The organism is uncultured Slackia sp. (assembly GCF_934630525.1).
Lineage (GTDB): Bacteria > Actinomycetota > Coriobacteriia > Coriobacteriales > Eggerthellaceae > Slackia.
In genome coordinates this window covers 57,314-78,804 of the sequence record NZ_CAKTVX010000009.1, presented here as the reverse complement: position 1 = coordinate 78,804, position 21,491 = coordinate 57,314, and the positions used below count along the sequence as shown (strand labels likewise).

The following is a 21,491-nucleotide window of genomic DNA, read 5'->3' as shown; positions in this document are numbered from 1 at the left end:
CGAGCGTTATGTTTTCGTAAGTTGCACGCGTCGCGCGAGCGATGCGGGTCCTACCTCTCGGGAACTTTCGTCATAAGAACGAAGCCGACGATGAACAGCACGGCAATGCTGAGCACGCCGATAGAGGAGTTGCCGGTAATCTGGGTAAACACGCTCACGAGCAGCGTGCCAAGCACCGTTGCGTACTTGCCGAAAATATCGAAGAAGCCGTAGTACTCGTTGGCGTGCTCCTTCGGGATGAGCTTGCCAAACTCGCTGCGCGAAAGGGCCTGGATGCCGCCCTGGAACAAACCGACGCACACAGCGAGAACCCAGAATTCCGTGGCGGAGCGCAGGAAAAACGCGGCGAACAACGTGATGCAGAAGTACGCGAAAATCGCGATAAGCAGCATGCGCTTCGTGCCGACTTTGCCCGCCAGGCGGCCATATGCGATGGCCGAGGGGAACGCCACGAATTGCGTAACCAACAGCGCAAGCACAAGTTGGGTTGAGCCGATGCCCAAATCGGTGCCATAGCTCGTCGACATCGTGATAATGGTATGCACGCCGTCGATGTAGAAGAAGAACGCAAGCATGAACATGAACACGCGTTTGTCGGCGAAAATGCGCTTCGCCGTGGCCCACAGGCCCACGAGCGCGTCGCGGAACAGGTGCTCGGTGCGTTCCTTGTAATGCGTTTGGTGCACGTTCTTCAGCACGGGAATGCTGAAAACAACCCACCACGCAGCAGTGATTACAAAGGAAATGCGAATAGCGTCGAGTTGGCCAAGGCCGAAACTCTCACCGAACAGCACAAGCACGAGGCAGATGATGAAGGGCACGCACGAACCAATGTAGCCCCACGCATAGCCTTGCGAAGACACCTCATCGTAGCGGTCTTCTGAATCGGTCGCGTCAATAAGGAAGGCGTCGTAGAACACGAGCGACGCGTTGAGCATGATGGTCGCCACCACGTACATCACCAAGAACACCATCGCGTTGCCCGGAATGCCCATGCATGCGAGCAGCACGGCGCCCGTGCCAATAGAACCCACGAGCAAGCGCTTCTTGTTGCCCTTCAGGTCGGCGATGCTGCCCAAAAACGGCATGAGCAACGCAAGCAAAAGCGACGCCACCGTGGTTGCATAGCCCCAGGCCACCACAACAGAGCTGCCCGGGTCGGCGATCGCCGAAAAGTAAATGGGGATAAGGGTCGACGCCAGCAGCACGAATGCCGAGTTGCCAACGTCGTAGACAATCCAGCTCTTCTCGCGCTTCGTCAGTTTCATTGCGGACATGCGTGCTTCCTTTTTTTTCGTGGGAGGGACGCCCAAAATAACAACTTGCGTAAAGTTCTGGGCGCTGCGGAAAAAACGCTCGAACGATTGTATATCATGGGGCCTACACTGGGGCGCGTGCATTGGCGGCTTAACGTCAATTCGCCGTAAAACGCCCCGCGCCACACTTCCGAAAGGGAGGCATCATGCCTGCAATTCTTACCCACGATTTCTTCGGCCAAGACGTCTATGCTGCGCATTCGCACGTCATCGGCAAATCAATCGACGAGAAAGATGCGTTCTTACTGGGCAACCAAGGCCCCGATCCGCTGTTCTACCTCGTTCTTTCACCGAGCATGAAGGAATTCTTCGGACTGGGCGGCGTCATGCACCACGACACCCCCAGCAAACTCATTGCCGCGTTGAAGGAAAGCCTGCAGGTGCTCGAGGAAGACGAAGCGCCCGTGGGCCGCGCCTATGCGCTGGGCTTTTTGTGCCACTATTCGCTCGACCGAGCCATGCACCCGCTTGTGTATTGCCAGCAATACGCCATTTGCGATGCGGGTGTCGACGGGCTCGACCGCAGCCAGGAAAGCGAAGTCCATGCCGAAATCGAACGCGAATACGACGAGATGGTGCTGTTCAGCAAGCTGGGGCGCACCATTCGCTCCTACCGCCCCTTCGAAGAGACGCTCCATGCGAGCGAGCGCACCCTGCAGACCATTGGGAAAATGTACGCCTTCATGGCGATGAAGGCGTACCGCGCATTCCCGCCCGTCGACCTGTTCGTTTCCGCCGTGCACGATTTCCGCCGAGCACAGCGCTTGTTCTATTCGCCGAATGGCACTATGCAAAGCGCGCTCAATACCATTGAAACGCGCATTCTGAACAGGCAATTCTCGTTCTATAAATCCATGTCGCACCGCGACAATGCCACGCGCGTGAGCGACTTCGACAATCGCATGCGCCACCCCTGGGAAAACCCGTATACCCACGAAGTGAGCACGCAAAGCTTCTGGGATATTTTCGACGGCACGAAAGCCATCGCCTTCAGGGCGATCGAAGCCTTCGATAAAGACGATTTCGACGAAGCCGCAGCGCGCGCGCTCACGGGAAGCCTCAATTTCTCGGGCCAACCGGTGGAAGAATAGAACCGCGAACAGAAAGGCCGCCCCAGGGGCGGCCTTGTTCGTTATTCGGCAGGCTTGAAGGTGTCGCGATCGGGCGCGAAACTCTGCATGGCCTTGATGGTGCGGTCGAACAGCTCGTCCAGCTCCCAACCGAGCATCTCGGCGCCCGAGCGAATCACATCGCGATTCACGCCGGCGGCGAAACGCTTGTCCTTGAACTTCTTCTTCAGCGATTTCACCTCGAAGTCCATCACGCTCTTGCTGGGACGCATAATGACCGCCGCGCCAATGAGGCCTGTGAGTTCCTCGGTCGCGAACAGGATTTTCTCCATCTGCAGCTCCGGCTTGGGCAGGTCGGTATTGAAATCGCTCGTGTGGCTCTGAATCGCGCGAACGAGCTCGGGCGATCCTCCAGCAGCTTCGATGAGCGGCGTGGCATACAGCGTGTGCATCTCGGGCTCATCGTCGTGCTCTTCCCAGTCAAGATCGTGCAGAAGGCCAACAATGCCCCAGAATTCTTCGTTCTCGGGATCGAATTCACGCGCGAAATACCGCATGGTCGCCTCAACCGTTTCGCCGTGCTCAATATGGAACGCGTCTTTGTTGTGCTCCTGCAGCAAATCGAATGCCGTTTCTCGCGTCATGCCAGCATCGAGTTTCGCCATAGTGTTGCCTCCTTATTCCTGCGCGCCGCACGGGCGACGCAAAACGAATTCGCCCTTGAGCAAAATGGCACCCGCAGCGTTTCTATCGCCCACCAAAGAGCGACCCCTAACGAAACGATGCAGGTGCCATTTTCGCCCCTCATCCGGGGATGAGGGCAGGCAAATCTTCAATTAAGCCGAATTATAGGCAAAAAGTCCAGGTGGTGCTAGCGTTTGGCGCGATAAAGGTTCGCCGTTTGCGCGCCGGAATCGGCATGGCATTCCTCGACCTCGACAAGGCCAAGCTTGCGCAAGCGGAAAATCGCCCTGTCGACGGTTTGCACGCTACAGCCCGCCTGCTTAGCGAGCTCCTTTTTCGAGCAGCGCACGCCATCGGACAGCGTCGTTTCCGCTGAAATGTAGCCTAGAATTCTTTTTTGAGCGGAGCTCAAGCGAACTCCTTGGGATTCGGTCTCGCCACGCAACGAAGCCGACCTCCCTTCATAATCCAATATTCCCCCTATGCCGCGCCCTGGCCAAAGTATGCAACGACACAGACCCTATTACATGCAAACAGTTTTCCAACAGTATTAGTAATTCGAAATAAACCCCTGTATTGAAACGATACTGTTTACATGCTGAAAGAGCGCTGAAAAGCCACTAACGACTGGCGAACGACTGCTGACCCCTATGCAATAACGAACGCCAGGAACGCCCTTTCAACTGAACGATTATACTAAACAGCTTCTAAATAATTGTCCATATCATTTCGCCGAAAGACGAAGTTCAACGACAATTCGGCTAGAGTGCGACCCCGAATACTCCAGCAATAAACCCAAACACTACGCCGCATGCGACCAAGCCCGCGACAATAAGGAAATTCTCATGCATGGGACGGTTCGCGCGGAACAGAACGAGCAGGCCGACACCCGCGCTCACCAACAATCCAGCAAGCATGGCCCCCGTAGAAAGGGCGCCCTCGAGATACAACTCAGTAAGAACGACCGACGCGGCGCAATTGGGAATAAGCCCCACGATTGCCGAAACCACCACAGAGAGGTTCGAATTCGCGGAAATGAAGGAAGCGAGCGCGTCTTCGCCAACGCCGTCGATAACGATTTCAAGCGCAAGCGAAACGAGGAATATGAACAGCGTGACCTGCAACGCATGCACCAAAGAGCTCTTCGCGATAGCGCCGAAGCCATGGGCGTGGCCATGCGAGTGATCGTGGGCATGGGCGTGATAATGGGCGTGATCGTGGGCGTGATCGTGGGCGTGCTCGTGCTCGTGCTCGCGGGCATGATCATGGCCATGGTCGGGTCGCTCGCCGGAAGCGCACGCAAGTTCAGCCTCGCGTTCTTCCCCGCGCGAAAGCCCGCCATCCGAATCGTCAGTGCGATCAGCGGCGCCTTCCCCATGCTCCTGGCGCGTATCAGAAAGCGCGGACGGCGCATCGTCTTCATCGTCACAGCCGCAGTGGTCGCGCTCGCACAAATCATGGATGCGCATCGCTTCTACAGCATGGTGGCGAAGCCGCAGCACCGCATCAATGGCAAAACCGGCAATAAGGCCGCAAAGCGCTTTGATCGCGAGAACTTCAACAATGAACTCCACTGGGGCCTGCGCGGCAATCATGATGGGCAGCATCTCATCGCTCGTTGAAAGGAATACAGCGAAGAGCGTGCCCAGGGTAATAACGCGTGCGGAATACAGCGTCGCGGCAGCGGCGGAAAAGCCGCACTGCGGCACTACGCCCAGAAGCGCGCCAATAATGGGGCCCGCAGTGCCAGCACGACGAACGGCGGCAATGCTCTTCGAGCTCGCGTAGTGTTCGAGCGCTTCCATGGCGAGATACGTCACGAAAAGGAACGGCACAAGCTTCAAAGTGTCGATGAATGCATGCTCGAAAGCATGCGGGAGTATTTCAGCAAAAGTTTCCATAGCGGAACATTTTAGGGCCGAATGCCAAAAAACGCCTGATAACGTCATCAACTCACACGACGAACATGTGCATTTTTGCTCATATGAGTAGAGATTCGAAGATGCAAGAGCAGGGACGCCATAAAGGCGACCTGCGCCCTATCCCTTCCAGCGGCGAGGATGGCCCTTGCGCGAGCGAATGCGCTTCGCCTCTTCGTTGCGCTTTTTAGCCTCACGAACCTCGCCGCGCAAACGAAGGTAGCTGTCGTAGCGTTCTTTGGGAAGCTCGCCCGATTTCACGGCGGCGCGCACTGCGCACCCAGGCTCCGCCTCATGGCGGCAATCGCGGAATCGGCACTGTTCAGCGAGCTGCTCCACATCGACGAATGCGGCTTCAATGCCCGCATCAGAATCCCATAGGGCAAGACCGCGCACGCCCGGCATATCGACGACGCTGCCGGCGCCAGGAATCGCGATCATTTCGCGAGAAACCGTCGTGTGGCGACCCTTGCCATCGCCCTCGCGAACGGCGCCCGTTGCCTGCACATCGCTTCCGACCAGCAAGTTCACCAAGCTCGATTTGCCGACGCCGCTTTTTCCCAACAGCACGGCGACGCGACCTTCCGGAATTAAGGCGCGCACCCCCTCAACGCTTTGGGGGTCTTCAGCAGAAACCACCAGAACGGGCGTGCCGTGGGCGATCTTCTCGACCAAATCGCGCGCCTGGGCAAGCTCGACTTCGGTTTCCGCCAAATCGGCCTTGGTAAGCACGACGGCGACGCTCGCGCCGCTCTCGTGAGCCAAAACGAGTTCGCGTTCGAGCCGGCGCACATTGATGCCCACCAAAGGCTCGGCCACGATAACCGTATCGAAATTCGCCGCGAGCACCTGCTGCTCCATGCGCTCGGTCGGGTCTTTGCGCACGAAAGCGCGCTTGCGATCGTGCACGCGTTCGATAATGCCCTTGTCGTGCCCATCGGGCGCAGACACATCGACGACATCGCCCGTCGTCGCGCGCACGTCGGCGCCCTTCACCAAAGCCGTTGCGTGCTCGCAGCGAAGCTCGCGTCCATCGCTCAAACGCACGAGCGGATACCCGCGGTCAAGCTTGATCACAGTTCCTTGCATAAGCATTAACGCGACCTTTCCCGCATGCGCCAAAACACGAGCGCCAAAACGATGCCCGCCGCCAACGCGGCGACACCGGGCACGAAATCATCGATATTGAAGGCGTCTTTATGTTCATAGCCAGCCGAAACCACGTTTACCACCTGGGCATGCACGTCGCTTTCGCCTTCATGCTGAGAGCACGTCAAATTGAACACGCCCCGAACGCGCAGGGTAGTTCCCGTCGTGCCGTATGCCCCGTAGGTGTCGATCTTGCGCAAATCGCTGCGACGCACGAATACGGTAACGGTCGAACCCGTATCTGAGTCGCGCAGCACGATCCACGCATGGTCGGCATCGCCCGTCACGGAAATGGCCTCGCCCACCACTTCGCCCGTCACCTGCACGGTTTGTTTGTCGTAATACGAATCGGCGCCAGCCAAATCGGCGATGGACGCATCGTAGAGGAACGAGTTGTCGGAGGTCTGCCCGTCATCAATCGAGTTAGTCGGATCGTCAACAGGTTTAGGCGCTTCGCCATTGTTGTTTTCGCCCTTTGCGGCATCGGCGTCAGCAGCAGCGGCATCGACGCGCGCCTTGGACACATCCTTCTTGTCGGCGGTGGCGGTTGAATCGGAGCTCGACACCGATCCAGTTGAGCTGCCATCGCCGTCGGTGGCAAATGCAACACCCGCGGGCACCAATGCCACAGCGGCAGCAAGAACCGCAACCAGAGCGGTTCGCGATAGCTTGTTCACGCTAACGTGCACGGACCCTCCTCCTCGGGCGAATGGACGCGATGATGGAAACCAGCAATGCGATGAGCGTTACGTATTCGAGACGGCCAGCCCACATATCAACGATATAGAGCACCTTCAGCGGGTCAGGCATGCCAGGCTGGATAATGCCGCACGACATGCCGATGTTCGACACCATGGATACCGATTCGAACATCGAGGGCGCGGCGGCATAGCCGAACGTGACGGTGACGATGGTCGTAACGAGAAACGCCACGCCATACAGCAGCAACACCACGAGGTTTGCGCGAACCAAATCGTGGGAAAGAGGGCGGCGGCCAACGTGGTAGTACATAACCACCTGTCGCGCCGAAGCAGGTGCGAGCAAATCTTTGATATAGGCGACCAATTCCTTGACCAGAACACCGATGCGCAGCACCTTGATACCACCTGTGGTCGACCCGGCTGAGCCGCCAACCGCCATGCAGAAAATGATGATGAGCAAAGCGCCGCTCGAAATCACCGTGGTCATTTGGTTCACGCTAATGGTTTGGAAGCCCGTCGAGGAGAATGCCGCCACAACAGTGAATACGGCTCGCCGCAAAAGCGTCGGCAGGTCGTCGTAGACTTTCGCCGCGCACAGCGTCGCGACGAAGGCAACCAGAATCACGCTCAACCATACGACGAGCGTGCGAATCTCGATATCGCGGAAGAAATGCTCGATATGGCCCTTCCATACCTCGCTATGCAGGGTGAAGTTGATAGAGCCCAAAAGAATGAGCACCATAATGACGATCTCGAGCGGCGCGCAATGGTAATAGATAATGCCCGTCGACATCGAAGTCATGCCGCCCGTATTGAACGAAGCAACGGCAAGCCAAAGGCCGTTGAAGAACGCGCGCACGGGCGCCATGCCGATGAAGAGGCACGCCGCCGTGGTCAGAATCGTGCCAATGACGATGGTCGCCATCGAGAATCGCACGATGAAGCGAGCCGTTTGCATAATGTTGGGAATAACGTGCTCGCTGCGACCCTCGGAAGAATACAAAGACGAATCAACCGCACGCCCGAACAAGCCCAGCGACAAAGCGATAACGACAACGCCTTGGCCGCCGATGCATTGCATGGTGAAGCGCCACGTATTATCGGCGATCGACATATGATCGATATCTTGCACCAACGAACAGCCCGTCGTGGTCCATGCGCTCATTCCCTCGAACACCGCATCGAGCATGCTGCCATAATGGCCCGACATATATAAAGGTATGCACCCCAAAAGAGCCAACGCAAGCCACGCAAAACCCGTAACGGCCAAGGCCTGCTTCGGCGTGAGTTTGCCAGGGCTGGGGAGGATAAGACGCAAAAGCGAACCGACGATGAGCGCGACGCCCATGCCGAACAGATAATGCGACGCCGGCTGCCACTCGCCAAGCACAATGGCCACAACGAACGGGACGCATTCAGCGGCGGCAAGAAACATCATGAGCACGCCCAGATAATGCGCGATCACGCGGAAGTCATAGAATGAGAATTTCTGCCACATAGCGCGCTAACCCATCAACAGCTTCGTGATAACGACAAGCACACCAAGCCACACGACAAAAGCCACCGTGCACAGCACAACGACGAAAACCCCCTGCATGGGAGTTTTCAGGCTGTTCAAGGTTTCTTTGTAGGCTCGCAAATCCATAATTGCATGATTATACGCCAGCTGGCACAAAACCGTGCATGGGGCGGTTTTCTTGACGGAATTCCACCTCATCGGTTCGAGCCCCGATCCGTGCCCCCTTCGGACCAGAGTTGTAGGCTGGATTCCGAAGAGCCGCATTCGCAGCAAAGGCAGCGAGCGCCATGCTGGGTGAGCAGATTGCCTTGAAAGAGGAGCGAAGCGTACTTCGGTACGCGAGCGACGATTGAAGGGCAAGATGCCGCCCAGCATGGGGTGCAGCGTCAGGTCGCCTCATACGAAAAAGCGCCGTTCGTTAGAACGGCGCAATAAAGACTGGAGCGGACAACGGGGCTCGAACCCGCGACCCCCACCTTGGCAAGGTGGTGCTCTACCAACTGAGCCATGTCCGCATATATAAATGGTGGGCGATACAAGATTTGAACTTGTGACCCCTACCGTGTCAAGGTAGTGCTCTCCCCCTGAGCTAACCGCCCATTTAACTGGCTGTTGTCGAACCAGCGGGTAATTATTATACGAGTTTCAAAATCGCGGTCAAGCCCTCTTTTGAAAATTTTTTCTACAGCCTCAAATCGAGCGACACAGGGCAGTGGTCGCTGCCGAAAATCTCGTTGTGGATTGCAGCATTTTCAACCGAAGCTCGCAGGGTCTCGCTCACCAAGAAGTAGTCAATGCGCCAACCCGCATTGTTCTTGCGCGCATTGAAGCGGTAGCTCCACCACGAATACGCGCCTTCCACATCGGGATGCAGCGTGCGGAACGTATCCACAAACCCCGCATCGAGCAAATCGGTGAATTTACCGCGCTCCTCATCGGAAAAGCCCGCATTGCCGCGGTTCGTCTTGGGATTCTTCAAGTCGATTTCCTCATGCGCCACATTGAAGTCGCCACACATGACAACGGGCTTCGGATGCGCGACTTCACCGGCCCCCGTTCGCGGAAGCTCGGCGACGCACACATGCCCCTCACCTGCCGCCTGAGCTTGCACAGGCACGCCCGCAGGAATCACGCCGGCCTCAAGCCCCTTGCAGAAATCACGAAACGCATCATCCCAGGCCATGCGATGGTCTATGCGGGCCAAGCCATCTTGCGCGTTCGGCGTATAGACATCAACGAGCCAAAACTCGGGGAACTCCAACGCCACAATGCGCCCTTCGGTATCAAGCTCGGGCACGCCCAAACCATGAAGCGCGCGCAGCGGCTCGCGGCGCGTAAAAATCGCGGTGCCCGAATAGCCCTTCTTCTCGGCATAGCTCCAAAACTGCAGGTAGCCAGGAAGATCAAGATCAATCTGACCCTCTTGCAATTTCGTCTCTTGAAGACAAATCGCATCGGCGTCCAAATCGAGCACTGAGTCCTCGAAACCCTTCTTCACCGCAGCTCGCAGGCCATTCACATTCCATGAAACCAAACGCATGACGCGCACTCCTCTTCAAAAACGAAAAACGGGCCAGATAACCCAGCCCGTCAAGTGTAGCAGTCCGGCCGTGCGCGGCACACCACGCCACGCATCTTCCGAATTCGTTTATTTCTCCTGCTCAGTGCCCTTCTTTTTGGAAAGCCCAAGCTTTGCCGCGATATGCAGAATGCGGTCGTGCTGCCAAATCGCAAGAATTCCGATAACCGCCGCGATGCCGAACAGAATGGCGCTTTGGCCGTAATCTCCTTCGATAAGTCTATCGGCGCCAAGCGTGCTAATGAGCACGCCGGGGATGCGCCCGACATTCGCGAGCACCACAAAGTTGCGCATGCTCATATTCGTAAGCGGAACCAGGTAGGTGAACACGTCTTTCGGCAGACCGGGAATAAGGAACAGGATGAACACCATGACATCGAGCTTTTCAGAATTCTCGAAGCGTTCAAGCTTGTTCATCCACTTCTCGGGAATCATCGCGCGAACGAACGGCGCGCCGAGCTTATGCACGATTGCGAAAATGAAGGCGCTCGAAATCACGGCACCCACAATTACGACGAGGGCGCCAATCCATGGCCCATACATCATGCCTGCCGCGATTTGCACGACTTCGCCGGGAATGAACGCCACCACGATTTGCAGGAACTGGAAGGCGAGCAAAATGAACACGCCGCCGACGCCCGCGTTGCGCACATCTTCAAGCACGCGCTGCAAACCGTCAGGCTCGGAAAGCTCAGAAATCCACGGCGCGACAAGCACGCACACGCCCGCCATGAGCACGAAGAACAATCCCAGGCCTACCAATTTGAAAATATCGGCCTTGGTCAGGCGGGCAAGAGAAGGGCGCTCGGAAACGGGAACTTCGTACTTTTCGTTAAAGGCTTCCTTTTTCGCTTCGTATTTCTCGCGATGCTCTTCGCGCTTCTCCTGAAGCTCCTCGCGCTTTTCTTGAAACTCTTCTTTTTTCAGAGCAATCTTGCCGGTCATGCCCGACGAATCCATCGCCATCTGGTTCACCTAGTTTCATCAAAGCGCCTCACCCAAACGCATTGACGCCATTGTGACGCAAAAGACGGTGGCGTCAGGCGAAAAACCCGAATGCCACCGTCTTGCCGTAATTTCGTTAGGTTGCCGTAACAATCGATACGGATTAAGACGAATGCCGCCAGAACGAAACCCGTTCGACTGAGCTACTCGCCCTTCGCCGCCTTGTCGAATTCGCTCTTGAACGCAGCGAACATGCCTCCTATGCCAGGATCTTTGCGAGAAGGCTCCTCGTCGGCATCTTCGTCATCGTCTTCGTCTTCGTCATCGTCATCGTACCCGTCGTCATCGGGCTCTTCGTATTCGCCCTCGTCGTCGGCCGCCTCGACAAGCGCCTCGCCCTCTTCGTCGTACTCTTCGTCGTACTCTTCGTCGCCGGCCTTGGCCTTATCAAATTCTTCTTTGAAGGCGGCAAACATGCCCTTGGTTTTCGATTCGCGCTCGGCGACCTCTTCGCCCACTTCGGTCTCTTCGCCCGCAGCAGCCTTGTTGAACTCTTCCTTGAATGCGCCAAACGCGTCTTTAGTCGCGCTCACTTGGCGGCCAACGCCTTCGGCGCCCTCTTTCACCGCAGCGCCCGCAGCAGCCGTCGCGGCCTCAACCTTGGGCTTTGCAGCATCAGCCGCCTCCTTGGCGGCAGCGGCCGTTTCCCGCGCGCGAGCTCCAGCCTTCGCCGTGAATTTGCCCGCGGCCTCGGCCCAACCACCTTCGGGAGAGAGCTCCCACACATCGTCGGAGACCAAAATCGCGCCCTTGAACACGACCTCTTCGCCCGCTTCGCGCGAATCTTCCTTCACGGCCAAATCGGCACCCATGCCGCGCTTAAAGCCCACAATGTAGCTCGCCGGCACCTCGAGCGTTCCCAAAAGAAGCTTCGCCGTAGCACCGTTGCTCGCTTCCACGGCTTCGACCTGGCCCGTTTCGATATCGAACGTGATGTTGCTCACGAAGCCGACCGCCGTTTCGTCGGCAGTCATGATTGGCAGGCCTTCCCACAAAACGCACTTATCCCAATCGAGGCCCATGGCTCGACATACCGCATGGCCCGAAGTAGGCGCATCGGGCTTAACCCGAATGCGGCCGTCGGCGAAATCGAAGCCGCCAAGGGCCACGAAAATGTCTTTGCGGTGGAACATCCACAGCAAATCGGGACGCTTCACCATAAAGCCAATGCAGCGTCGCTCGGTCGGGTGGAACACGCACGATTTCACCTTGCCGATGCGCTTCGCTCCCTTCTTGCCGCCCACAACGCGGAGCTTTCGAATATCGTGGCTTGTCACCAGCTTCTTACGAGCCATGTCGGCTTCCCTTCCGTTCGCGAAAAGGGCCGGCGCAAGGCCGACCCTTCATTTGTGCTGTACCTGTAGCTGCGGCGTTATTCTGCCTTCTGCTCTTCTTCGGCGGCCTCTTCGACTTGCTCGACGGCCTGCTCAACAGCGGCTTCTGCCTGAAGCTCGTCTGCGACCTGCTCGGCATTCGCGGATGCTTGCTCGGCGTTTTTCGCCACCTGGGCGGCAATACGCTCGCGGGCGGCGTCGATCTTCGCGCGCAGCTCGTCGTTCTTTTCGGCGAATACGGGCTTCACGCCCTCGGCCGCCTCATGCGCGCGGCCCGCAACGACCTGAGCGCCCTGGGCAATGGCGTCGGCGGCCTGCTTGCCGCGATCAGCCGCGGTCACGTATGCCTGTTGAGCGCCCTGAGCGACATTGGTGTACGCCTGCTGGGCAGAAGCGGCGACGTTCGTGTAGGCGGCCTGCGCGTTGGCGGCAGCAGCGCCGTATGCCTGCTGGGCATTTTGGGCGGCGTTGCCGTAGAACTGCTGAGCGTCAACCGCAACCTGTGCGCCCAAACCCTGGGCTTGGCCCCACATTGCCTGGGCCTTGTCGGCCACCATCGCGCGCGTCTCAACGCCCGTGCGAGGAGCGTAGAACAATGCGACTCCCGCGCCGATCAATCCGCCCGCCAGGAACATACCGAGTTTGTTGTTCATATTTGCCTCCTCGAGTACGCGCCGCCGCCACGCAACGACGTTGTTATCATTATTGGGGTCATTATAAGAGAAAACGCCCGCACGAACGCGAGCGTTGCCGTTATGTTGAAGCGAAAGGCCGATGCGCCAAAAAGGAGAATTCGCACAGTACGCAGAACTGCCGGCGACCCATGCCCGCCGCGAGCGCAAGAGCCTCGGACGATTTCCGAGCTTACTCGAAACGATCGGGAATCGGGCCAGGCGATGCACGCAAAGCACCGGTGCCGGAACGCCCGCCTAACGAGCTCGCGCGAGCAAGGCGTCGTTCAGCTCGCACTGCGCGACGGCGAGCGCCTGGCGAGCAACATGCTCGTCGGCATAACTCACCTGCACGCACGCTTTGCGCTCGGAGCGATTCGACCACGCGGTTTTGCCGACAAACACCACCTTGCTGGGCGATTCATCAAGCCGAGCCTGCTCGTCAATAACCAAATGCTCGAGCACATGGGGAATCGACGTGTTTGCGGCCACGCTCATAAACGTTTCGCCACGCTCATTCACGCACGTGTGCGACAGAATATTCGGAAAGCGCGGCAAAAGGTCGGCGATAAGCGCCGGCGTGGCAAAGCAGAATCGCTCATCGGATATTTCCACATGAGCAACCATGCGGTCGGGCCGAACCTCGATAGCCACAATTCGGCACGCCCACTGAAAAGCCGGCGGCGCTTGAGTTGGTTCAAACGGTTTTCGTTGGGAAAACAAGGCTACGCTCCTGCAGCCGCGCCCATCGCGCCAGGTTGCACGGCATTCGATCCGGGAGACAAATCGCCCGAGCTCGAGTTAAGCGCTTCGGCGATTTTGGCGCTTTCCTCTTCATCTAGCGCAGGATCCGAAGACGCAGAGGATGCCGATTCATCGGTCGTTTCGGTTTGCGCGGCTGAATCGCCAGCTGCTTCACCAGAAGCTTCAGCCGATGCTTCACCCGAGGCTTCGCTTGAATCGCCAGAATTCTGAGCAGTGGCGCCTTCTTGGCCTTGGCCAGCATTCATTAGAGCCGCCGCTTCATCAGCCGAAAGCACGCGAGGCTCCCCATCGGTTGAGTCGGAGTATTTCTGGAACACCGTTTGGGACCCATCGGACTCGGTGATAGTGAGCGTCGCACGGTCTCGCGAGAACTCGTATGAGCCGCCGCCCGTAAGATCAACGAACGTATAAGAAATCGTTTTGCTCTTCGTATCCAGGGTGTATTTGAAATCGACCGAATCGGGCATATGGATTGCTTCGGCATCGATAACCACGAGCGCGGTGCCGTTGGCGGTAAGCCATTCGCCCTGGATATCGGCCGAATCGTCGAAACGAAGCCACGTATCCCACGCCCAGAATGCGGCCACGGCAGCGCATGCGACAAGCACTGCCGCAAAGCATACGGCGACGATTTTAAGAATGCGGTTGCGGTGCTCCGAAGAGTGGGGCTTTGCCACCGCTCCCCTACGCGAGGGGCGATTGCGCGACGACGAGCCCGCATCAGGGGAGCACGTCTCATCCAATGCGGAATTCGAGAGGGCATCTGCACCAGGCGAAGACGACGCGTCGGCACGGCCCGACTCGGCCACACTCGGCGATAACGGCGTTTCCTGCGCGACAGGAACTTTCTGCGCAGGCGCCGGTTCCTTCGTCGCCGCAGTCGCAGCCGACCCACGGGCGGTTTTTTCTTTCAGCGATTTTTTCTTGCGCGATTTCGCCGCGGCCTTGCGGCCAAGCCACTCTCCCGCAGCCGCCTCGGCGCTGGAGGCGTCGTCCCCCAGGTCAAACGAATCGGCTGGTTCAAGAAATTCTTTTGCAGGCTGCGGAACAGACTGGCGCACGGAAGGGCGTGCATGAGAGTCGTTCGAACGAGACTTGACCATTCCTACTGCAGCCCTTTCTTGAATTTCACTATGAACCCCATGCCGAACCGAGCAGCGATTCCACGTCGCTTTGCGAAACCTGCCACCCATCATCGCCCTGCTCGAGCGTGAGCAGCACGCGCACCGTGCGCGGCTTTTGCTTGTCGATTGAATCGAGCAGCGCTTCTTTCAAATGTGCGCGATAAGCATCCTCGTCGTCATACGACAAGGCATCGCCCGCCACCTCGCGAGCGAACGAATCAACTGCGCTCGCTATGTTTTTCGAGGTCACATCAACGTCGACCCAAGCCATGCCGTTGTATACATCAGCTTGGACAACTTTGCATTCGAACTCCGAGCGCAAACGCGGAGCCAAATCGGAGGCGTCGATATCTAAATCGGCGAGCGAGTAGCTCCTCTCGTCAACGACGGAATCGTATGCGTCCACGAATTCCTGTACGCAATCGAGGAACTGGCTATCTTCATCGGCGGCAAGCGCATTGAGAGCCTGCTGCACATCGGCCGTCGCTCGCTTCGACTCGTCGTTTTTCGCGGCATCGTCAGACGAAGACGAACGCGCGCTCGACGAATTTTGCGACGACGCATCGCCCAGACGGGTGTCGAGAGGAGACTTCTGTGCAAAACCAATCGCCCACAACGCGAAAATCAAGGCGGCGACAACGATGCATGCGGCAACCAGGGCTACAACCGTAGAGGCGGTAACCACGCGTTTGCCGCCGTGAGCCTTTCCCTTGCCCTTGAGCTTCGCCCGCGATGCAGCTGAGCCCCGCGCGCTTCCGCTTTCCTGCTGGAGTTCCTCATCGGGCGCAGGATTCGACGACTCCGGCGCGTATTTCGGCGGAGGGGGCGGTGGGGGCGCCGCAGCGCCCCGTGTATCGTCGCGAAGAGGTTCGGTCATTCGTGCGCCTTTGCGTTTTTACGCTTCGGCCTTGATGTATTCCATGCCGCCCATGTAGGGAACGAGCACGTCAGGCACCTTGATGGAGCCGTCGGCCTGCTGGTAGTTCTCCAAAATGGCAGCCATCGTGCGGCCCGCAGGCAGGCCGGATCCGTTCAGCGTGTGAACGTAGCGCGTGCCCTTGAAGTTCGCGGGGTCGCGATACTTGATGTTCGCGCGACGCGCCTGGAAGTCGCCGCAGTTCGAGCAGCTGGAAATCTCTTTGTATGCGTTGTAGCTGGGCAGCCACACCTCGACGTCGTAGGTCTGGCGTGCGGAAAAGCCCAGGTCGCCCGTGCACAGAGAAATAACGCGGTAGGGCAGCTCGAGCTGCTGCAGCAGGTATTCGGCTTCAGCGGTCATGCTCTCGAGCTGGGCATCGGAATCTTCGGGCGTGGCGAACTTCACCATCTCGACCTTGTCGAACTGGTGCTGGCGGATGATGCCGCGCGTGTCGCGGCCAGCCGAGCCAGCCTCTTCGCGGAAGCACGGCGTGAACGCGGTGTACCACTTCGGCAAATCGGCAGCATCGAGCACTTCGCCCGCATGCAGGTTGGTAAGCACGACTTCGGCGGTAGGAATAAGGAAGTTGTCGCCGGAAACGTGATATGCGTCGTCTTCGAATTTGGGAAGCTGGCCCGTGCCGAACATGGCCTGACGCTTCACGACGATAGGCGGCCACCACTCTTTGAAACCGCGGGACGTGTGCGTATCGAGGAAGTAGTTGATGAGCGCACGCTCGAGACGAGCGCCTGCGCCGCCGAGCACCGTGAAACGGCTGCCCGAAAGCTTATTGCCACGATCGAAATCGAGGATGTCCAAATCGGTGCCAAGATCCCAATGGGGCTTGAAATCGAAATCGAACTCGCGCGGCGTGCCCCAGCGACGGCGCTCGGGGTTTTCGCTTTCGTCTTTGCCCACCGGAGTGGCGTCGCACGGAATGTTCGGCGAGCCCACCAAAATGTCATTGAGCTTGGCGTCGACTTCTTCGCGCTTGGCGCTTGCCTCGGCGAGCTTTTCGTTGATCTGGCGAACCTGTTCCTTGGCAGCTTCGGCCTCTTCCTTTTTGCCAGCGCCCATGAGCTTGCCGATTTCCTTAGAAGCGGCATTGCGCTCGGCCTGCAGGCTTTCCTCGGCGGAAATAGCCTCGCGACGCTGCTCATCGAGCGATGCGAACAGCTCGGCATCCCACGGGAAATTGCGGTTCGCCATTGCCTGGGCAACGGCTTCCTGGTTATCGCGAACATAGCGAATATCAAGCATGGCCTGGCACTCCTTCAAGTGACTGCGACGCGCGGCGCGCCGCCTTCGGTGGCTTTGAGCCCCGCGCGCATCGCGAGGGGCAATAGAAACATATCGCCAAAGTATAGCCCAAACGCGCACGCTTCAAGCCACGCGCCGCCCCGCCTGCGCGAAGGTTGCACAAGAAAGGGCTGAACCAGCCATAAGACCGCCAGACGCAGCATCCCTCTGTTTATTCGCTTTACGCCCCTGGCACGCCCTCGATGACGATGAACACCGTATCGTCCCCGAGCACAAGGCGGTCGCCCGCGCTCAGCCGCGACATCGCGCCTTCGTGCACAACCGCGCGCTCGCCCGTGGCGCCGCTCACGATTTCCGTGCCGTTCGTGGACCCAAGGTCGCGCACAAACCACGCCGCGCCTTCACGCACGAGACGCGCGTGGTGGGCCGAAGCGCCCGCCCCCACGTCGGCGATATCGTCATCGCCCAAGGCGAGCGCGCCAATTTCAATCTCTTTGCTGCCGGGGTCGACCCAGTGGGGCGAGCCCTTCACGTAGCCATCGACGACACGAAGAAGGCCGAGCGACAAAGGAAGCGGCTCTATTTCACGCACGTCTTCGGCGCCATCGTCGCGCATCATAATGGCTGGCGTGGCCGCGAGTCTGCCACCGTGCGAGGTTTGCGCATACTCGAGCGCAAACGCGGCCGCCTTGCGAGCGCTCCCCATGCAACCGGCCGAGATGAACAGCACCATGGCCACGTCGGCCCGCTCGTCTTCGGAATAGCCCGATCCGCACACCAGGCGGTCGAACACGTTGCGCAAGACGCTCGCGTCTTCGCCAATGCGCGAAAGAGCTGCCGCCATTTCGGGAATTCCCTGGTCGCGAAGCATGATAAGCACATCACGGCCCTGCATGGGACGATTGGTGCGAGAGCGAAGGCGTGCCATGACGCGAAGCGCCGCCACGCCATAGTCGCAGAAATAACGCTCCTGCAGCGAACCAGCCGGCGCATGCACGATGAAGCGCGAGATCCACGTTCTATCGCCGACGCGGCTTATGGGGCTCCGGCCATCCGAAAGAGGGCGATTCGACAGAATAAGGCCCGCGAGCTCTTTGTAGCTGATGCTGGCGTGTTTTTTCATCACGTCAAACAGGGCGCCGCAGGGCGTAGGGTTGTTATTCACTCTGGTCACCTTCCTTCCTTGGGTCTTCTAAAACCGAATCTTTCTGCTCAGCTGGTTCTTCCTGCTCGTCCGAAGCGTTCTGCTCGGCCGAAACATTCTGACCATCCGAAGCATTTTTGCACGCTCTATCGCCTTGGGGCTCTTCCAACGCCGCCGCAGCAGCGCCAAACGCGCCCCGAGGCGCTGCGCCCGGCGGCAAGGTCCCATGTATTTTCTTACGAGCGGGGCCATATACCACCGCCAACGCAAAATCGGCCACAAATGGACACCATGCCGCAGCAGCGGCTGCAAAAAGGGCCGCCGCCAAACTCGCATGCGCGCTCGGCGGAGCCACCGCCGCATTCGACAAGACGAAGCCCTCAACCACGGCCGCCGCCGCAACGCCGAAGCTCGCCCGAATGAAGCCGGCTCGCGAATGCAAGCTCGGACCGCGAAAAACAACTCCGAGCACGGCGGGCGCAGCCAACGCAAGGGCGACCATCCAAGGCTCAAGCGCCCCTCGCCATTGCATGCCGGGTAAAAGAAGGCTCGCCTCCATGCCATCCACCGAATACGCCGCCGACGCGGCTACAACCACGAGCACTGCCGCCGAAGCCGCCCACGCGGCAATACGCACCGCCAATCGCGCGGCAAACATATCGCGCATCGACCCCGCGCCCGAACCATCGAACGTGCATGGGATCAGCGGCTCGCCCTGAAACGAAAGCACAACGTTTTCCAAATAGTGGCCGCAAAACGCCGAAAACGCATTGAAAGCCTCATGCGCCGTGGGGCGCGCCCCTTGATCAGCGGAAAGGCACGCCAAAAGCACGGAGGCGAGCTGGTCGTCGACGAACGCAAGCGCATCGCGCACCTCGTCGACGCTCGGGGCTTGCGCCGCATCGGAGCACGCGCGACGAAGAGCCTTGTCCACTTCCGGCTCGCAGAGAAGCACTGCGGCGATATCGGCCGCCGCCGCATGCGCGAACACGGGGCGGGCGGGAGCGGTCTCGGTTTTTACGCGATACGGAGAGAACGCGCGGTTCGCTGCTTCGGCATTTTTCCCGAACCTTTTTCCGCTTCTCGAATCGGCCGCATCGCCCGAACCTGCCGCGGGCTGCGCGGTTTCCGCCTCCAGGTCAAACGGCGCACGCCCGCAGGCGAGCCGGTATATCACGCTCGCCGTCGCATACACATCGATTTTGGGCGATTTGCGCAGCGCATCGACTCCCGCGATATCCTCCGTAAGCATCTCGGGCGGCGCAAAATCGGCCGTCGCCTTGCGAGTAAGAGAACTGACCCTCGTGAACGACGAGCCTTGCATCTCTTCCGGCGTCGACGACCCGAAGTCGATAAGGCACACATCGAAGAAGCCTTCCTCAACCTGCTCGGCAAGGGAGAGGCGTGAAGTTCGAACCATCACATTGGCGAGCGAGATGTCGCGATGGACAAAGCCGCCTTCAAGGAAATCAAGGTGCGCAAGCAGGTCAAACACGTCGCGGCCGATTTGAGCAGCCACAAGCGTGGGCATGCGGCCGGCCCCGTCAACCGCAAGGGCGTCGCATACATGCGCGAGCGTTTCGCCGCACACCCATTCCATAACGATGGCAGGCGCGCCCGCGACCTCGCCCATCCCATACAAATGAGGAAATCCCTTGAGGCCCGAAACGGCCTTGTGACACTCGAATTCCTGACGAAACGCGGTTTTCAAACCCGCTCCATAGCGTTCGTATTCAGCATCGCTCGCACGCTCGTCGCGCTCGGGCATAACGAGCGTTTTCAGCGCGAACTGCTCGCCAAGCACATTGGTCGCACGCACGACCGACCCAATGCCGCCGCGACGGCGTGTAGACTCGTCAACGAAGAGCGTGCCGAAACGGCGCTTGTACGAATCGAGCGCCTCGCCCTGCATGCCAACAGCCGGCTCGAAGTGCGCAACGCTCACTACCCGAGCGCCGCCGAAGGGGTCGCCGCCCCCATCGATTGCCGAATATCCCAATGGCCGCGAGTCGCGCGGCCCCGAAAGCCAGCCACTCATGCCAAGCTCCTCGCCCTATCCTCATGCGCGCGGTAGCTCGCATAGGGCCCAGAGATGTCCACGGCGCTCGCCGAGGCCGATTGCTTCGCGGCCCCCCACTGACCCACGAGCGCGACCGACATAGTGCCCAAGTCGTTCACCATATATTCAATTTCTTCCCAAAAGCGGTAATAACGCGAACGCTCGGCCACGGCAACTTTCATGTTGAGCGCCGCCTTCATGGAGTCGATCGAGCTGTCATAGACAAGCATGTCGGAATACCATTGCGCGGCATCGCCGAAATACCCCAAGTCCACGTCGTAGTTCAAATGCCCCGCAGATTCACGCAGGCTGCCAGAAAGCTGCACGCATTGATTGAACCGGTCCACGAGAAACGCGTGGAATTCATTTTCTTCGGCCGCCGTAAGGCCCGACGCCGTCGCAGCGCCGCCCGAACTGTTGGAACCGGTGCCACCCGAACCACCTGAGCCAGCGGGGCTTCCGCCCGAAGGGCCCGACTGGTCAGAACCGCCCGACGCATCGCCCGAAGAGGAATTGCCCGATGAAGGGTCCTGCGAGTTGACGGATTCGTTTTTCGAAACGGTCGCCTCGGTCGATTGGAGCGCGGAAGCGAAAAAGCTCGAGAACGTAAGCGCAGAAGATGCCGAAACGTCAGAAGAGGGCTCGCTCCCGTCATCAGAAGAGGCTTCGCTCGAACCGTCGCCGACGAGCGCGCGAATAATGCCCTCAGGCGATGCGGAGCTGCTCTTCTCGGCGTGGAAAGACGCATACGAGCTCGGCACGGAAAAGCCCGGGAAGAGCGCCGCATACAACAGCGCGCTTGAAAACAAAAGCGCGAAAGAAAACGTCACAAGTGACGCGGCCGCTGGCGCAAGCTTCACCCGCTTGCGGGGGTTCGATGCCTCAATCTCACCGCCCAGCCTCTTCAAAACCCACCAACCTTTCCCTTCGCGATGCATTTGCTTCACCAATAACCGTTTATAGTATCGCAAAGCCCCGCAGTCTTCAGGCGCGCGCTCGCTAACGGCCTTCTTTATCCGCCGGCGCCGACCGCAGAAGCGTATGAACGCGGCTTCGCGCGAGCCCGCTAAACCATCCGCCAAGCTCCGGCGAAAAAGCAAACGCGCTTGCACAGGGCGGCCCGAGTGCGCCCAAAAACACGCCAAGCGCCGCAAGCGCGCAATTCCCCCGCACGCGCACCCGTTCCGCGAGGTTGTTTGGTTCTCTGCAATATGAACAAGTCTCGCCCAACTTCTGCGCGCAATCGTTTAGAATCGCAGGAGCGCGAAGGCGC

At 58.9% G+C, this 21,491-nt stretch carries 19 protein-coding genes and 2 tRNA genes; 1 reads left to right on the top strand and 20 read right to left on the bottom strand.

Going from position 1 to position 21,491, the window contains the following annotated elements; all coding sequences use genetic code 11:
- Positions 1-50 precede the first annotated feature (50 nt).
- The gene (locus tag Q0D41_RS08080; RefSeq protein WP_294377673.1) at positions 51-1,277 is read right to left on the bottom strand and encodes an MFS transporter; all 1,227 of its coding nucleotides are present in this window, start codon (positions 1,275-1,277) and stop codon (positions 51-53) included.
- Between the two features lie 185 nt (positions 1,278-1,462).
- Here Q0D41_RS08080 and Q0D41_RS08075 point away from each other — a divergent pair, with 185 nt between their 5' ends.
- Positions 1,463-2,407, top strand: coding sequence for a peptidase (locus Q0D41_RS08075; protein ID WP_294377670.1), 945 nt, complete (start codon positions 1,463-1,465; stop codon positions 2,405-2,407).
- A gap of 41 nt (positions 2,408-2,448) precedes the next feature.
- Here the strand turns inward: Q0D41_RS08075 and Q0D41_RS08070 are convergent, their stop codons facing one another.
- From Q0D41_RS08070 to Q0D41_RS07980, 19 genes are all read right to left on the bottom strand, one after another.
- Positions 2,449-3,051: an HD family phosphohydrolase gene (locus tag Q0D41_RS08070; RefSeq protein WP_294377668.1), complete on the bottom strand. Its 603-nt coding sequence runs from the start codon at positions 3,049-3,051 to the stop codon at positions 2,449-2,451.
- Positions 3,052-3,257: 206 nt separating this feature from the next.
- Positions 3,258-3,482 (bottom strand): HTH domain-containing protein, encoded by a 225-nt coding sequence (locus Q0D41_RS08065; RefSeq protein ID WP_294377665.1) that lies wholly within the window; start codon positions 3,480-3,482, stop codon positions 3,258-3,260.
- Between the two features lie 349 nt (positions 3,483-3,831).
- Positions 3,832-4,971 carry a putative manganese transporter gene (locus Q0D41_RS08060; RefSeq protein WP_294377663.1) on the bottom strand — a complete coding sequence of 380 codons (1,140 nt, stop codon included), beginning with the start codon at positions 4,969-4,971 and terminating at the stop codon, positions 3,832-3,834.
- Positions 4,972-5,109: 138 nt separating this feature from the next.
- Complete coding sequence (rsgA, locus tag Q0D41_RS08055; protein ID WP_294377661.1) at positions 5,110-6,084, bottom strand: ribosome small subunit-dependent GTPase A; 975 nt, start codon at positions 6,082-6,084, stop codon at positions 5,110-5,112.
- Positions 6,084-6,827, bottom strand: coding sequence for a hypothetical protein (locus Q0D41_RS08050; protein ID WP_294377659.1), 744 nt, complete (start codon positions 6,825-6,827; stop codon positions 6,084-6,086). Before Q0D41_RS08050 ends, rsgA begins: the two co-directional genes overlap by 1 nt.
- Entirely contained in the window at positions 6,817-8,337 is a 1,521-nt protein-coding gene (locus tag Q0D41_RS08045) for a TrkH family potassium uptake protein (protein ID WP_294377657.1), read from the bottom strand. Before Q0D41_RS08045 ends, Q0D41_RS08050 begins: the two co-directional genes overlap by 11 nt.
- A gap of 460 nt (positions 8,338-8,797) precedes the next feature.
- Positions 8,798-8,873 (bottom strand) — tRNA-Gly (locus Q0D41_RS08040).
- Positions 8,874-8,882: 9 nt separating this feature from the next.
- Positions 8,883-8,957 (bottom strand) — tRNA-Val (locus Q0D41_RS08035).
- A gap of 83 nt (positions 8,958-9,040) precedes the next feature.
- On the bottom strand, positions 9,041-9,898 hold the full coding sequence (locus tag Q0D41_RS08030) for an exodeoxyribonuclease III (protein WP_294377653.1): 858 nt from the start codon (positions 9,896-9,898) through the stop codon (positions 9,041-9,043).
- Between the two features lie 108 nt (positions 9,899-10,006).
- Positions 10,007-10,882 (bottom strand): TVP38/TMEM64 family protein, encoded by an 876-nt coding sequence (locus Q0D41_RS08025; protein WP_294377651.1) that lies wholly within the window; start codon positions 10,880-10,882, stop codon positions 10,007-10,009.
- 203 nt (positions 10,883-11,085) lie between these two features.
- Positions 11,086-12,237: a PRC-barrel domain-containing protein gene (locus tag Q0D41_RS08020; RefSeq protein WP_294377649.1), complete on the bottom strand. Its 1,152-nt coding sequence runs from the start codon at positions 12,235-12,237 to the stop codon at positions 11,086-11,088.
- Between the two features lie 77 nt (positions 12,238-12,314).
- Positions 12,315-12,929 carry a YtxH domain-containing protein gene (locus Q0D41_RS08015; RefSeq protein WP_294377648.1) on the bottom strand — a complete coding sequence of 205 codons (615 nt, stop codon included), beginning with the start codon at positions 12,927-12,929 and terminating at the stop codon, positions 12,315-12,317.
- Positions 12,930-13,205: 276 nt separating this feature from the next.
- Positions 13,206-13,562: a hypothetical protein gene (locus Q0D41_RS08010; protein ID WP_294377645.1), complete on the bottom strand. Its 357-nt coding sequence runs from the start codon at positions 13,560-13,562 to the stop codon at positions 13,206-13,208.
- A 110-nt stretch (positions 13,563-13,672) separates the two neighbouring features.
- Positions 13,673-14,815 (bottom strand): hypothetical protein, encoded by a 1,143-nt coding sequence (locus tag Q0D41_RS08005; RefSeq protein ID WP_294377643.1) that lies wholly within the window; start codon positions 14,813-14,815, stop codon positions 13,673-13,675.
- 28 nt (positions 14,816-14,843) lie between these two features.
- Complete coding sequence (locus Q0D41_RS08000; protein ID WP_294377640.1) at positions 14,844-15,713, bottom strand: hypothetical protein; 870 nt, start codon at positions 15,711-15,713, stop codon at positions 14,844-14,846.
- Positions 15,714-15,731: 18 nt separating this feature from the next.
- Positions 15,732-17,015, bottom strand: coding sequence for a serine--tRNA ligase (serS, locus tag Q0D41_RS07995; RefSeq protein ID WP_294377637.1), 1,284 nt, complete (start codon positions 17,013-17,015; stop codon positions 15,732-15,734).
- Between the two features lie 220 nt (positions 17,016-17,235).
- On the bottom strand, positions 17,236-18,180 hold the full coding sequence (locus Q0D41_RS07990; protein ID WP_294377632.1) for an FHA domain-containing protein: 945 nt from the start codon (positions 18,178-18,180) through the stop codon (positions 17,236-17,238).
- A complete protein-coding gene (locus tag Q0D41_RS07985) occupies positions 18,173-20,197 on the bottom strand; it encodes a hypothetical protein (protein WP_294377627.1) in 2,025 nt (674 codons plus the stop codon). The genes Q0D41_RS07990 and Q0D41_RS07985 overlap by 8 nt, the downstream gene beginning before the upstream one ends.
- A complete protein-coding gene (locus tag Q0D41_RS07980; protein ID WP_294377624.1) occupies positions 20,194-21,126 on the bottom strand; it encodes a hypothetical protein in 933 nt (310 codons plus the stop codon). The genes Q0D41_RS07985 and Q0D41_RS07980 overlap by 4 nt, the downstream gene beginning before the upstream one ends.
- Positions 21,127-21,491: the final 365 nt, after the last annotated feature.